Genomic DNA, 13,298 nt, shown 5'->3' with positions numbered 1-13,298 from the left:
CGACGGATCGAGAAGTCAGCGCGGAAACGTCGCGACGACAGCGATGATCGGGCCGAGCGGAAACAGCCGGTCGTGCCGATTGATCTCCGGCGCATAAAGGCTCGAGATCGTTCCGTCGAGAAAGAGCGCATTGGGGCAATCGAGCGCGTCGCGAAACAAGGTCGCGAAATCGTGAAAGCGCACCGGCCGTTTCGACACGGCGAAGACCACCTCCCCGCTGTTCGTCACCCCGACGCCATTGCGGGTCTTGAGGCTGTCGCTATCCGGCAGGAAACGGGGATGCAGCGCACCATCGATGACGAGCATCGGACCGGATTGCGTCGCGAAACGCGGCTCGATGCCGGCAAGGCGATAGGCCTCCGCCGCCATGACCCCGGCCATGCCATCGCCGACATAAAAGACGCCGTTCGGCAGCATGTGAAAGTTGCCCCAACCCGGATTTCTATTGAGCGGCGCCAGCTCCGCACCCTCCTCCACATGCAGCCCGACCGGAGCGAGGTCCTCGTGGTACATGCCGCCGTTCATCGCGAAGACGAGATACTGTTCGCGACGACGAAGTTCGAGCGACAGCGCCCTGAAGGACCTGAACGGCATGCCCATCTGATCCTTGTTGTAGAGCCTTATGTCGCTCGTCGACGGGTCGAAGCTGCAGGCGAGGTAGGTTTCGCCGAGATGGAGAACATCGCGACAGGCACCGAATGCGGGTGCAGCGAGACCGGCGGATAGAAGGGCGGCGCCGGCGATGAAGGCTCTTGTAAACAGCGGCATCGAACAGACCCGGAGGGAATCATACGACGTAGCATCGCATGGATTGCAGCGGATTTATGCGGGCGCGCGCTGATTAAAGCTCGATCGCCGCCATATGGAAACGCAATTGCCCCGCCGGATAGCGATAGTCGCACCCCACCGGACAGGCATCGCGGGACAGACAGCCGTGAGCAAGGCAGCCGGTCACCCCTTCTCCGGTTCTCAGATGCGCGCGACAGCGCCCCATATCGAACGTAGCGCCTGCCAAGGCGTCCGCCGGGCAGCCAGAAAGGCAGGGCCGTCCAACACAGCGTTCGCAGGGGTGGCCACCCGCCGGCTCGCCCGTCACCGGCATGGCTCGATCGAAGCCCAGCGCGCCGCGATAGCCGTGCCATAGGCCGTAGCGCGGATGAATGAGGATGCCGAGCGGCGACGGCTTCAGCCCCTCGGCACGCATTGCCCATTGCTGGAAGGGCTGCCAAGGGGGATCGGATGGAAAATACGCCGAGGCGCCTGCTGCCGCAGCCGCCGGGCGGATGACCTGCTTCGACCACTTGTCGAGCGGCTCCGCACCGCCGCCGTCCGGTTCGCCTTCGCGCCACCGACTGAAGGACTCCCAGACCGAGCCGCCGACATTGCCGATCAGCACCACGCTCGCCGCGGACTTGCCTCCTTCGAGCGTCGGCGCCCCCTCGCCCGGTGCGAAGTTCACGGTTCCGCGCAAAAAAAGACCGTGCGGCGCAAGCGCCGCACGGATGGTTTCAAGCACATCGCTTTCCGATGCGTAAGGAGCCGTCATTTCGGTTTCGGCCCTTGAGTTTCATAATGCGGGCGCCAGACCTCTTTCTGTATCATATCGGCCACCTGCGCCGCGCCGCCTTGCTCCCTGGCTCGCTCGGGAGCCTTTCAGGTGAAGGCGTCGGGCATCGAGTCCTTCCGCTTGGCGATGAATTCCTTCAGCGCCTCGTCGATTGCCGGGTCGAGATAGGGCGCCTCATAGTTTTCGAGCCACGAGCGGGCGAGCGCGTTGGCGCGCTGTTCGATCCGCTTCTCGCCCTCGATCTCCCACTGCTCGAAGGAGTTGTTGTCGGCGAGCGGCGAGCGATAAAAGGCGCTCTGGAAGTTCGCCTGCGTGTGTGCACAGCCGAGATAGTGGCTGCCGGGGCCGACTTCGCGGATGGCGTCGAGCGCCTGCGCGTCTTCGGAAAGGTCCACGCCCTCGGCCATCTTCTGCATCATGCCGAGCTGATCCTGGTCGATCATGAACTTCTCGTAGGACGAGACGAGACCGCCCTCGAGCCAGCCGGCTGCGTGCAGCACGAAGTTGGTGCCGGCAAGCAGCGTCATGTTCAGCGTATTTGCCGATTCATGTGCGGCCTGCGCATCCGGAACCTTCGAGCCGCAGAGCGAGCCGCCGGTACGGAACGGCAGGCCGAGGCGGCGAGCCAGCTGAGCAGCGCCGTAGGAGACGAGCGACGGCTCCGGCGTGCCGAAGGTCGGCGCGCCCGACTGCATCGAAATCGATGCGGCGAAGGTGCCGAACAGCACCGGCGCGCCCTTGCGGATGAGCTGGGTAAAGGCCGCACCTGCGAGCACTTCGGCGAGGATCTGCGTCAGTGTGCCGGCGACCGTGACCGGACTCATCGCGCCCGACAGGATGAAGGGCGAAACGACGCAAGCCTGGTTATGGCGGGCATAGACCTTCGCGGCACCGAGCATCGTCTCGTCGAAGACCATCGGCGAGTTCGCGTTGATGAGGTTCAACGTCACCGCATTGTTCTCGACGAAATCGTCGCCGAAAAGGATCTTCGCCATTGCGACCGTGTCTTCGGCGCGCTCGGGCGCGGTGACCGATCCCATGAAGGGTTTGTCGGAATAGCGGATATGGCTATAGACCATATCGAGGTGGCGCTTGTTCACGGCGATGTCGACCGGTTCGCATACCGTGCCGCCCGAAGAGTGCATCGACGGCGCCATATAGGCGAGCTTCACGAAGTTGCGGAAATCCTCGATCGTCGCATAGCGGCGGTTGCCGTCGAGATCGCGCACGAAGGGCGGACCGTAAACCGGCGCGAAGACGGTCGCCTTGCCGCCGATCTGAGCGCTGCGCTCCGGGTTGCGCGCGTGCCAGGTAAAATCCTTCGGCGCCGTCTTCAAGAGCTCGCGGCAAAGTCCCTTCGGGAAATGCACGCGTTGACCGCGCACGTCGGCACCAGCGGCCTTCCACAGATCGAGCGCTTCGGCATCATCGCGAAACTCGATGCCGATCTCTTCGAGAACGACCTCGGCGTTGCGTTCGATGAGCTGCAGCCCTTCCTCGTCAAGAACTTCGTATTCGCGAATCCTGCGCTGGATATAGGGCAGAGACGGTCCCGGGCCACCGCCGGTGCGGGAAGCGCGACGCGCTGCCGCTCCCCGCCCCTCGCCACGCGCGCGGCGTCCGCCGCCTTCGGCCGCACCTTGTTCTGTAACGTCGCTCATTCGCTCATTCCTCTTCCCGCGGTGCCCCGCGCATCATGCGCGATGAACGCCGCAACACTTTGATGGGTGGGTGCATACCCCTTTCGCGAGGCTGATCCAGCGGCGGGCATATGCATCCGGTAGTCGATTTGACCTAATGCTACCAAGGCGCCGGACCGGTACGGGTCTTAATGCGCCAACGGCTGGCGCATCTTAGACACTCGGTCTGCGGTCGCTGCCATTGCAGTCGTCTTTCGGCTGCTTCAGATCGGCACCGCGCAAGCGCCACTCTAACGCCTTGAAGTGCTGTATAATTTTGCAGGCGGCAGATTCCGAACCGCGGAATAATGCCGCCGCCGTCGCGTGGGAGCATTTACGCCGGGCGCCGTCGTTTTTCATCACATGCGACGTCGCTTTCAACAAGAGATTTTTAGGTATAGCCCGCTAAGGATTGGGCGACGCGTCCGGATTGCGCCCTCTCTCGTGCCACCCGTGCGAAATGACTGTGCCAGGAACCGAGGAACCCAACTATGGCAGACGATGAAATCATTCTCGAGGACCTTTCCGACGAGGAACTCGTGCAGCAGATGCATGACGACCTCTATGACGGTCTCAAGGAGGAAATCGAGGAAGGGACGCGCATCCTCCTCAAGCGTGGCTGGACGCCTTACGACGTCCTGACCCAGGCTCTGGTCGAAGGCATGCGCATCGTCGGCATCGATTTCCGCGACGGCATTCTCTTCGTCCCGGAAGTGCTCCTTTCGGCCAATGCGATGAAGGCCGGCATGTTCATCCTGCGCCCGTTGCTTGTTGAAACCGGTGCCCCGAAGCTCGGCAAGATGGTGATCGGCACGGTCAAGGGCGACATCCACGACATCGGCAAGAACCTCGTCGGCATGATGATGGAAGGCGCCGGCTTCGACGTCGTCGACCTAGGCATCAACAATCCGGTCGAGAACTACCTCGAAGCGCTCGAGCGTGAGAAGCCGGACATCCTCGGCATGTCTGCCCTGCTCACGACGACCATGCCCTATATGAAGGTCGTCATCGACACGATGAAAGAAAAGGGATTGCGCGACGAATACATCGTCCTCGTCGGCGGTGCACCGCTCAACGAGGAATTTGGCAAGGCCGTCGGGGCCGATGCCTATTGCCGCGATGCCGCCGTCGCCGTCGAGACGGCCAAGGACTACATGAAGCGCAAGCACAATCAGCTCGCAGCCGGCTGAGACGATCCGACATGAAAAAGCCGGCTGCCCGTGTGAACGAGCAGCCGGCTTTTTTGTTTTCGGAAAGAACGTCGATCTTGCGCTCAGGCCGTCAGTTGGCGGCCTTGGCGACCCGATGGCCGGCTCCCTGTGTCGCGTTTACTGCGTTTGCAGTATCCTGTCCTACGCCGCGGATCGTGTTTGCGCAGGAACTCAGGGTTGCCAGCGCTATCAAAACGGCTCCGATGGTCGCGATGGATTTTGTCGTCATGACCGTGATTCCTTTGTTGATGCAAGGCGGAATAAAGATGGAAAACGCAACGTCGGCAAGAGAACGTGCACAACCGAAGAAAGTTCATGTCATTGGTTGCGGCGCGATCGCGCGCGAAATTCTTGCCGTCTGCGCGGCCAACGGGCTCGACCACATCGAGCTCAACTGTCTGCCGGCCATCTGGCACAACACGCCGGAAAAGATCACTCCGGGCCTGCGTGAGGCTATCACCCGGGCGCGCGCCAACGGTTTCGAGCGCATCTTCATCGCCTATGCCGATTGCGGCACCGGCGGGCTTATCGACCGCCTCTGCGAAGAGGAAGGGGTGACGCGCATCCCGGGGCCGCATTGCTACTCGTTCTTTGCCGGAAACACGGATTTCGCAGCCCGCTGGGACGATGACATCACAGCCTTCTTCCTGACGGATTTCCTTGCCCGGCAGTTCGAAGCCTTCGTCATCGAGCCGCTCGGCCTCGACCGGCACCCGGAACTGCGCGACATGTATTTCGGCCACTACCGCAAGCTCGTCTATCTCTCCCAGCAGGAGGACGCGGTGTTGCAGGAAAAGGCGCGTCGCGCCGCCGATATTCTCGGGCTCGAATATGAGTACCGCTATACCGGCTATGGCGATCTCACGACATCGCTGATCGAGATTTGATCCCTCTGAGTCGGCGTTTGTGCCGCCCGAGGGAATAGTTGGGCGCCGTCACATGTCCTATCCAATTCACGATGGGAGAGAGACAATGGCCCGCAGATCGACGATACTCGCAGCCGCGATTGCCCTTTTGACACTCGCCGGGTGCATGACAAATCAATCCAGCCGAAACACGATGAACCCTGCCGGAAGCAGTTCCGGCGGCAGCAGCATGGGCAGTTCGGGAGGCGGCAGTTCGGGTTACTGAGCCACACTTCGGCGCGACGCGCTTTTAAGGCCGCCCGTTACCGACGGACGGCCTCGCGACACATCAGTAATACGGCGAATAGCACTGCTGTCTTGGGCCACCATAGGGCTGATAGGAATTGTCCGCAGCGCGGTACGAGCGGTAGCGGTCATAGCACCAGTTGACGTGGCTGGAAGGCAGTCCCGGCGCCGCATAGCGTGGCTCTGCGTAACGCGGCTGGGCGATGGCGCCGCCAATGATCATGCCGGCACCGAAGGCTCCCAGAGGATACCACCAGCCGTCGCTGTGCCGGCGGTAGCCGTGGCGGCGATAGCTGTAGCCGCGATGCCCGTTATACCAGCCGTGACGATGGCCGTGCCGGCGCCAGCCGTGCCGCGGGCGATGTCGGTGACCATGCCAGCCGCGGTGGTCGACCGTCTGCACGTCGCTCGCCTGCGACACCGGAACGGTTGGGAAGGGCATAGCTTGCGCAGGCGCATAGGCGGTGAAAGCCGTCACAGCCGCGAGGAACAGTATCCCAATCTTCTTCATCTCCACACCTATCTGTTCGAATAGGTGAGAGCTTTTGCCGCCGGCCAGGTGAACACGCAGTGAATGCAAAATTCATGATATTCTTAAGGACCATCCGAAGGCCGGTGCACGCCTATTCCCGGTCCTTTGTCGCCGCTGATAAGGCAGGCATTTCGCCGCGCCGGCACAAGCGGCGCGCTCCGCGAACGCAAGGTTCGCATGCGCGATCGTGCAGCGTCGTTTTTGGACATATCGGACGTCGTGGCAAGGTGAGCCACGGCGCGTGGACATGCGCATTGTCGCCCCTATAGGAGAACAGGAATCCGATGGCAGACCGCATTATCGTCTACTGGCGCGATATCCCCGCGCAAGTCATCATCAAGCAGGGCCGCAAGACCGCCAAACGCGAGCTCTCGCTGCGTTTCACCGAGGCGATCGACATGTGCGCCATGCGCACCGGAGCCGCCGAGACCGACGACTACCTCGCCGAATGGCGCAAGGCCGATCCCGTTCCGGTATCCGACGACCTCGAGGCGGAAGCCGACAGGGCGGCCGCGGAATTGGAAGCCGCCTATGACCGGGAGCGCCTCGTCGCACTCGTCAAGGCCGGAGGCCGGGACAATGCCTGACCCCAAGGTCGTGACCGGCAACGCCCAGTCCGCCAGGAAGGCGGCGACGGGCGCCTATACGCCCCAGGGTGTGTCGCCCAGCCGCCGCTCGCGCCACAAATACACGGTACGTCTCTGGGCCGTGCGCAATTCGCGTTTCCTCGAGTGGTTCTACAACCGTTTCGCCGACATGTTCCTGCTTCTCCATCCGCTTTGGAACGCAATCGGCTACAACCGGGTTGAAAGGCCTGTCACCTTCGTCGAGCGTCACGTCAAGGGCTTCCTGTTCGACTGTCGCATGTGCGGCCAGTGCGCGTTGTCCTCAACCGGTATGTCGTGCCCCATGAACTGTCCGAAACAGCTGAGGAACGGCCCCTGCGGCGGCGTACGCGCAAACGGCAATTGCGAAGTCGAACCCGACATGCCCTGCGTCTGGGTGCAGGCGTGGAAGGGCTCGCAGAACATGGTGAAGGGTGATGCAATCATGAACGTGCAGAAACCGGTCAACCAGTCGCTGCGCGAAACCTCTTCCTGGTTGCGGGTAACGGCCGAGGCCGCGGCCGCCCGCGAGGCGGCTAACAAGGAAGGTCCGCAGCAATGAGTCCGGACATCAATCCCCACGATCCCGGCGCACCGCTCGATCCCCTGCCCGGCCATTCCTCGCGCGGGCGGTTGGAGCGCGTGCTGCGCCGCGGCGAGTTCGCAGTGACCGCCGAACTCAATCCGCCGGACAGCGCCGATCCCCAGGACGTCTACGAGCGAGCGGCAGTCTTCGACGGATGGGTGGACGGCATCAATGCGGTCGACGCTTCAGGCGCCAACTGCCACATGTCATCCGTCGGCATCTGCGCGCTCCTGACGCGCATGGGCTATGCGCCGATCATGCAGATCGCCTGCCGCGACAAGAACCGCATTGCGATTCAGGGTGACGTGCTCGGCGCCTCGGCCATGGGTGTCCAGAACATCATGTGCCTCACCGGCGACGGCGTGCAGGCGGGCGACCAGCCCGGGGCCAAGCCGGTTTTCGATCTCGACTGCATGTCCCTGCTCGAGACGGTGCGCATCATGCGCGACAATTCAAAGTTTCTTTCGGGCCGCAAGCTGACGACGCCGCCTCAGGTATTCCTCGGAGCGGCGATCAACCCCTTCGCTCCGCCCTATGATTTCCGCCCCTATCGCCTCGCCAAGAAGATCGAGGCCGGCGCACAGTTCGTGCAGAGCCAGTATTGCTTCGATGTTCCGATGTTTCGCGAATACATGAAGAAGGTGCGCGATCTCGGTCTTCACGAGAAGTGCTACATCCTGGTGGGCGTCGGGCCGATGGCATCCGCCAAGACTGCCCGCTGGATCCGCTCCAATGTTCCGGGCATCCACATTCCGGACAGCATCATCAAGCGGCTCGAGGGCGCCCAGGACCAGAAAAAGGAAGGCAAGCAGCTCTGCATCGACATCATGAACGAGGTGAAGGAGATCGAGGGCGTTTCCGGCGTCCACGTCATGGCCTACCGCCAGGAAGAGTATGTTGCCGAAATCGTCCATGAATCAGGTGTCCTGAGGGGCCGCAAACCCTGGACTCGCGAAGCCGCGCCGACCGATGCGCTGGTTGCGGAGCGGCTGGAACATATCCGCGAAGGCAAAGAAGAAAATCAGCAGCAGATGGCCGAGGCCGCTGCGCACCACCCGCATTGAGACAAAGCCGTGAGTCGGCGGCTTTAGCAGAGGATAACCGGCGCTCCTGCTCGTCCAGCGCCTTACAAACACAGAACGGCCCTATTACATAGGCCAACGCTCAAGGTTCAGAGGATCTCATATGACCCGCACCATCGTCGCCTCCGCCACCCGCGAGATCATCATCGGCTTCGACCAGCCCTTCTGCGTCATCGGCGAACGCATCAATCCGACCGGCCGTAAGAAGCTCGCCGCCGAGATGATCGAGGGCAACTTCGACACAGTGATCAAGGATGCGCTGGAGCAGGTTGCCGCCGGCGCGACGATGCTCGACGTCAATGCAGGCGTGACGGCCGTCGACCCGAACGAGACCGAGCCGCCGCTCCTGGTCAAGACTCTGGAGATCGTTCAGGGCCTCGTCGACGTGCCGCTGTCGATCGACAGTTCGGTTACTGCCGCCATCGAAGCCGGCCTGCGCGTCGCAAAGGGCCGCCCGCTCGTCAACTCGGTGACCGGCGAGGAAGAGAAGCTCGAAGCGATCCTGCCGCTCTGCAAGAAATACGACGTTCCGGTGGTGGCGATCTCCAATGACGAGACCGGCATTTCAATGGACCCGGACGTCCGCTTCGCGGTCGCCAAGAAGATCGTCGAGCGCGCCGCCGATTACGGCATCAAGCCGCACGATATCGTCGTCGATCCGCTGGTCATGCCGATCGGCGCACTGGGATCTGCGGGCCAGCAGGTTTTCGCGCTGCTTCGCCGCCTTCGCGAAGAGCTCAAGGTCAACACCACCTGCGGCCTCTCCAACATCTCCTTCGGCCTGCCGCATCGCCACGGCATCAATGCCGGCTTCATCCCCATGGTGATCGGCGCCGGCATGACCTCGGCCATCATGAACCCCTGCCGTCCGCAGGAGATGGAGGCGGTTCGAGCCGCAAACGTGCTTAACGGCACCGACCCGAACTGCACAAACTGGATCATGACCTATCGCGACCACAAGCCGGCCGAAGGCGGCCAGGCCGTCGCTGCTGCGGCCGCACCGGCGGGTGCCGGCGGGCGGCGCGGCGGACGCGCGGCGCGCGCCGGCGTCGCACGGGCGGAGTAAAAATGGCCAGGCACCACTCCTTCGCAAGCGACCTGGCGGCACTCTGGTTTCAGGCACCCATGGTCATTGCCGCGCGTACGCAGGCGATGGCCGTAGCCGCTATCACCGGCTCGGCAACCGACTATGTCGAGGCAAGCCGGATGGTGACCGAAAAGATGGCGGCTGTCGCCGAAAGCGTCGTCGCCGCGAATGTCGCCCTGGTGAAGGAAGGGATGGGTGCGGCCGCGGCACTGGCCGCCGGAAAGCCGGGCTCTGCCGCCGCGCACAACCGGATAGCGGCGGCCGCAGTTCGGCCCTATGCCAAGCGCGTGCGGGCAAACGCCCGCCGGCTCGCGAAATAAACTGCTGGCGAGACAGAAAATGTTGAACGTGCCCTCGAAGGACGAAAAGAACGATCCGCTGGTGCTCTTCATGCCCTCGGGCAAACGTGGCCGTTTCCCCGTCGGTACGCCGATCCTCGACGCCGCACGTTCACTTGGGGTCTATGTCGAAAGCGTCTGTGGCGGCCGCGCCACCTGCGGACGTTGCCAGGTTTCCGTCCAGGAAGGTAATTTCGCCAAGCACAAGATCGTTTCATCCAACGACCATATCTCGCCGATTGGTCCCAAGGAGCAGCGTTACGCGAGCGTGCGCGAATTGCCTGACGGGCGGCGGCTGTCCTGTTCGGCCCAGATTCTCGGCGATCTCGTCATCGACGTGCCGCAGGACACCGTCATCAACGCACAGGTGGTGCGCAAGGCCGCAACCGACCGCGTGATCGAGCGCAATGCGGCGGTGCAACTGTGCTATGTCGAGATCGACGAACCGGACATGCATAAGCCGCTCGGCGATCTCGATCGGTTAAAGGTCGTCCTGGAAAAAGACTGGGGTTGGAAGGACCTTCTGATCGCCCCCCACCTGATCCCCCAGGTACAAGGCATATTGCGCAAGGGCAATTGGGCGGTGACTGCGGCGATCCATCGCGACATGGACTCCTCGCGTCCCTTCATTGTCGCTCTCTGGCCGGGGCTGAAGAACGAGGCCTATGGCGTCGCCTGCGACATTGGCTCGACGACGATTGCGATGCATCTCGTATCGCTGCTCTCCGGACGCATCGTGGCCTCCTCCGGCACATCGAATCCGCAGATCCGCTTCGGTGAGGATCTGATGAGCCGCGTCTCCTATGTGATGATGAATCCGGATGGCCGCGAGGCGATGACCAAAGCGGTACGCGAAGCGTTGAACGGCCTGATCGGCAAGGTCTGCGCCGAGGGCGAGGTCGACCGCCGCGACATTCTCGACATGGTCGTCGTCGCCAATCCGATCATGCATCACCTGTTCCTCGGGATCGACCCGACGGAGCTCGGCCAGGCGCCATTCGCACTGGCCGTCTCCGGCGCCCTGCAATATTGGGCGCACGAAATCGACATAGAGGTCAATCGCGGCGCGCGCCTCTATATGCTCCCGTGCATCGCCGGCCATGTCGGAGCGGACGCCGCGGGTGCGACGCTTTCCGAAGGGCCGCATCGTCAGGATAAGATGATGCTGCTCGTCGATGTCGGCACCAATGCCGAGATCGTGCTCGGCAACAGGGAGCGCGTCGTGGCCGCCTCATCGCCGACCGGACCGGCCTTCGAGGGGGCCGAGATCTCCTCCGGCCAACGAGCCGCACCCGGAGCGATCGAGCGCGTTCGCATCGATCCCGAGACGCTGGAGCCGCGGTTCCGGGTGATCGGCGTCGACAAATGGTCGAATGAAGAAGGTTTCCCCGAGGCCGCTGCGGCAGTCGGTGTCACAGGGATCTGTGGCTCGGCGATCATTGAAGTCGTCGCGGAGATGTACCTCACCGGCATCATTTCGCAGGACGGCGTCGTCGACGGCGCAATGGTCGCGAAGAGCCCGCGCATCATCCCGAACGGCCGCACCTTCTCCTATCTGCTCCACGAAGGCGAACAGCGCATCACCGTGACGCAGAACGATATCCGAGCGATCCAGCTCGCCAAGTCCGCGCTCTATGCCGGCATCAAGCTGCTCATGGAGAAACAAGGTGTCGATCACGTCGACACGATCCGGTTTGCCGGTGCCTTCGGCTCCTTCATCGATCCGAAATATGCCATGGTGCTCGGACTGATTCCCGATTGCGACCTCACCGAAGTGAAGGCGGTCGGCAATGCCGCCGGCACAGGCGCGCTGATGGCGCTCCTCAATCGCGGTCACCGCCGCGAGATCGAGCAAACAGTGAGGAAAATCGAGAAGATAGAGACGGCGCTTGAATCGAAGTTTCAGGAGCATTTCGTCAACGCCATGGCGATGCCGAACAAGGTGGATGCCTTCCCGAAACTCGCCGAAGTGGTTACCCTGCCGGCGCGCAAGGCACTGATTGACGACGGTGGCGAAGGGGGCGGTCGCAGACGGCGACGCAGCAGGGAGTAGCCCCAGCCTCGTCTCACCGCTTCGAATAGCCGGACCTTGTGTCGACGGCCGAGGAGATCCGATGAAAAGCGGCTGCAATCCTGGACGGATCGTCATCCTCAACGGGGCACCGCGATCCGGCAAGTCGAGCATAGCCGCGGTGATCCAGGAGACATTCGACGGTCCGTGGATGAACCTTGGCGTCGACACTTACATGGAGCGAGTAATACCTCGCCGCTACCTGCCGGGGATCGGGTTGCGGCCCGGCGGTGAATTGCCTGGAATCGAAGCGCTCGTACCTCTCTTCTATGCAGCCCTCTACGAGTCCGTTGCCGCGCATAGCCGGCTGGGTCTGAACGTTGTCGTCGATGTCGGGCATCACGAGGCCTATGGCGAACCACGCCATATCCTCCCCGACTGCGCTCGGCGGCTTCTCGGCCTTCCCGTCCTCTTCGTCGGGGTGCGGTGTCCGGTTGAGACGATAATGGAGCGGCGCAATCGCGGCCAGCTCGGCCGCGAAGGCGGTTACCTCGCCGGCAGCGAGGCGGAGCCTGTTCCGCGCCAGGTGCTCGCCTGGCAGCGAGAGGTGCATCGCCCCGGTATCTACGATCTCGCAGTCGACACGTCCATGATGACGCCTGACGAATGCGCCGCGCTCATCCGCAAACGGCTCGAAGCAGAGCCCATGGCTCCGACAGCATTCCAACGGCTGGCCAGAATGGCCAGCATTTCGCAGCCGGATTAAAGTCTGTTGAGAGTCGCGATATCCGCGGCGGCTTGTTTGATGTCAATGTGCTTGTCACAAGTATCCAGCCGACCAAGTCTTTGGGCAGGAAGAACGCTTCCCGCGCTGATTGCAGTCCCCATATACGCTTTATGGGCCGATCGGTCGGCAGAGCCAGCCATAGGTTCTAATGGCATGATGACCGGGAACGGTGAACTCAAGCTGCTGCCATCTCCACATAGGACGCCAACAGGCCGCCCCAGCCGTTTTCCGAATTGAAAATACCGCGCATTTCCTCGGCCTTCACGCCGTAATTTTCGAGATGGCGGTGCTCGAGAATGACGGTCGTGCCACCTTCCCCGTTTGGCTCGAACAGGATCTCCACTTCGGTATGCAGGCCGGGATCGTAGTCGAAATCGGCGTTGAGCTGCCAGTCGAAGAGAATTCGGTTCGGTCGGTCGCACGCGATGACACGCCCCCACTCGCATTCTTCTCCCGCGTTGCCGATCTCGTACCAGCGGCCACCCGCGACGGCCTCTACCACAACCGTCTTTTGACCGGACTGCGTGAGGCTGTGGCCCTTGATCCACCACGTCCCCATTCCGCTGACGAAAATGTCGAACGCCTGCTGCGGCGATGTACGCACCGTAACCGACTTACGGACCGGTGCCGGCTCGATCATGTTCATGAGGTCTCCTCCCGTG

The 13,298-nt window shown here is 62.5% G+C and carries 15 protein-coding genes; 9 read left to right on the top strand and 6 right to left on the bottom strand.

All coding sequences use genetic code 11. The features are described 5' to 3' along the window. Nucleotides 1-15: 15 nt before the first annotated feature. The 3 genes from BHD07_RS24660 to BHD07_RS24650 form a co-directional block, all read right to left on the bottom strand. Entirely contained in the window at nt 16-768 is a 753-nt protein-coding gene (locus tag BHD07_RS24660; protein ID WP_338283514.1) for a phosphodiester glycosidase family protein, read from the bottom strand. A gap of 73 nt (nt 769-841) precedes the next feature. After that, the gene (locus BHD07_RS24655; RefSeq protein ID WP_338283513.1) at nt 842-1,546 is read right to left on the bottom strand and encodes a ferredoxin; all 705 of its coding nucleotides are present in this window, start codon (nt 1,544-1,546) and stop codon (nt 842-844) included. A 107-nt stretch (nt 1,547-1,653) separates the two neighbouring features. Next, nucleotides 1,654-3,228 carry a trimethylamine methyltransferase family protein gene (locus tag BHD07_RS24650; protein WP_018095268.1) on the bottom strand — a complete coding sequence of 525 codons (1,575 nt, stop codon included), beginning with the start codon at nt 3,226-3,228 and terminating at the stop codon, nt 1,654-1,656. Nucleotides 3,229-3,737: 509 nt separating this feature from the next. On the opposite strand from BHD07_RS24650, the gene BHD07_RS24645 reads away from it, so the two are divergent. Further along, nucleotides 3,738-4,436: a corrinoid protein gene (locus BHD07_RS24645; RefSeq protein WP_018095269.1), complete on the top strand. Its 699-nt coding sequence runs from the start codon at nt 3,738-3,740 to the stop codon at nt 4,434-4,436. A gap of 91 nt (nt 4,437-4,527) precedes the next feature. Here BHD07_RS24645 and BHD07_RS24640 read toward each other — a convergent pair whose 3' ends face one another. Further along, nucleotides 4,528-4,686: an entericidin A/B family lipoprotein gene (locus BHD07_RS24640; protein ID WP_029956755.1), complete on the bottom strand. Its 159-nt coding sequence runs from the start codon at nt 4,684-4,686 to the stop codon at nt 4,528-4,530. A 37-nt stretch (nt 4,687-4,723) separates the two neighbouring features. On the opposite strand from BHD07_RS24640, the gene BHD07_RS24635 reads away from it, so the two are divergent. Beyond that, nucleotides 4,724-5,344 carry a DUF1638 domain-containing protein gene (locus BHD07_RS24635; protein ID WP_275597757.1) on the top strand — a complete coding sequence of 207 codons (621 nt, stop codon included), beginning with the start codon at nt 4,724-4,726 and terminating at the stop codon, nt 5,342-5,344. A gap of 307 nt (nt 5,345-5,651) precedes the next feature. Here the strand turns inward: BHD07_RS24635 and BHD07_RS24630 are convergent, their stop codons facing one another. Beyond that, nucleotides 5,652-6,119 carry a BA14K family protein gene (locus BHD07_RS24630; protein WP_275597756.1) on the bottom strand — a complete coding sequence of 156 codons (468 nt, stop codon included), beginning with the start codon at nt 6,117-6,119 and terminating at the stop codon, nt 5,652-5,654. Between the two features lie 305 nt (nt 6,120-6,424). On the opposite strand from BHD07_RS24630, the gene BHD07_RS24625 reads away from it, so the two are divergent. The 7 genes from BHD07_RS24625 to BHD07_RS24595 all read left to right on the top strand — a co-directional run bounded on the left by BHD07_RS24625 (nt 6,425) and on the right by BHD07_RS24595 (nt 12,615). Continuing rightward, nucleotides 6,425-6,727 carry a virulence factor gene (locus BHD07_RS24625; protein ID WP_003530676.1) on the top strand — a complete coding sequence of 101 codons (303 nt, stop codon included), beginning with the start codon at nt 6,425-6,427 and terminating at the stop codon, nt 6,725-6,727. Beyond that, the gene (locus BHD07_RS24620) at nt 6,720-7,307 is read left to right on the top strand and encodes a methylenetetrahydrofolate reductase C-terminal domain-containing protein (RefSeq protein WP_275597755.1); all 588 of its coding nucleotides are present in this window, start codon (nt 6,720-6,722) and stop codon (nt 7,305-7,307) included. The genes BHD07_RS24625 and BHD07_RS24620 overlap by 8 nt, the downstream gene beginning before the upstream one ends. Next, the gene (locus BHD07_RS24615; protein WP_018095274.1) at nt 7,304-8,395 is read left to right on the top strand and encodes a methylenetetrahydrofolate reductase; all 1,092 of its coding nucleotides are present in this window, start codon (nt 7,304-7,306) and stop codon (nt 8,393-8,395) included. Before BHD07_RS24620 ends, BHD07_RS24615 begins: the two co-directional genes overlap by 4 nt. A 121-nt stretch (nt 8,396-8,516) precedes the next feature. Continuing rightward, entirely contained in the window at nt 8,517-9,479 is a 963-nt protein-coding gene (locus BHD07_RS24610; RefSeq protein ID WP_100673765.1) for a methyltetrahydrofolate cobalamin methyltransferase, read from the top strand. A gap of 2 nt (nt 9,480-9,481) precedes the next feature. Further along, on the top strand, nt 9,482-9,820 hold the full coding sequence (locus BHD07_RS24605) for a hypothetical protein (protein WP_018095276.1): 339 nt from the start codon (nt 9,482-9,484) through the stop codon (nt 9,818-9,820). Nucleotides 9,821-9,839: 19 nt separating this feature from the next. Beyond that, nucleotides 9,840-11,891, top strand: a complete 2,052-nt coding sequence (locus tag BHD07_RS24600; protein WP_338283511.1) for an ASKHA domain-containing protein — start codon at nt 9,840-9,842, stop codon at nt 11,889-11,891. A gap of 61 nt (nt 11,892-11,952) precedes the next feature. Then, nucleotides 11,953-12,615 (top strand): phosphotransferase-like protein, encoded by a 663-nt coding sequence (locus tag BHD07_RS24595; protein WP_338283510.1) that lies wholly within the window; start codon nt 11,953-11,955, stop codon nt 12,613-12,615. A 196-nt stretch (nt 12,616-12,811) separates the two neighbouring features. On the opposite strand, the gene BHD07_RS24590 is transcribed toward BHD07_RS24595, so the two are convergent. Next, on the bottom strand, nt 12,812-13,282 hold the full coding sequence (locus tag BHD07_RS24590; RefSeq protein ID WP_275597752.1) for an SRPBCC family protein: 471 nt from the start codon (nt 13,280-13,282) through the stop codon (nt 12,812-12,814). Nucleotides 13,283-13,298: the final 16 nt, after the last annotated feature.

It is taken from the genome of Sinorhizobium sp. KGO-5, from assembly GCF_036245905.1.
In the GTDB taxonomy this organism is placed as follows: domain Bacteria; phylum Pseudomonadota; class Alphaproteobacteria; order Rhizobiales; family Rhizobiaceae; genus Sinorhizobium; species Sinorhizobium meliloti_A.
Note: the sequence above shows the minus strand (reverse complement) of the source record. Positions and strands in the feature narration are given on the sequence as shown.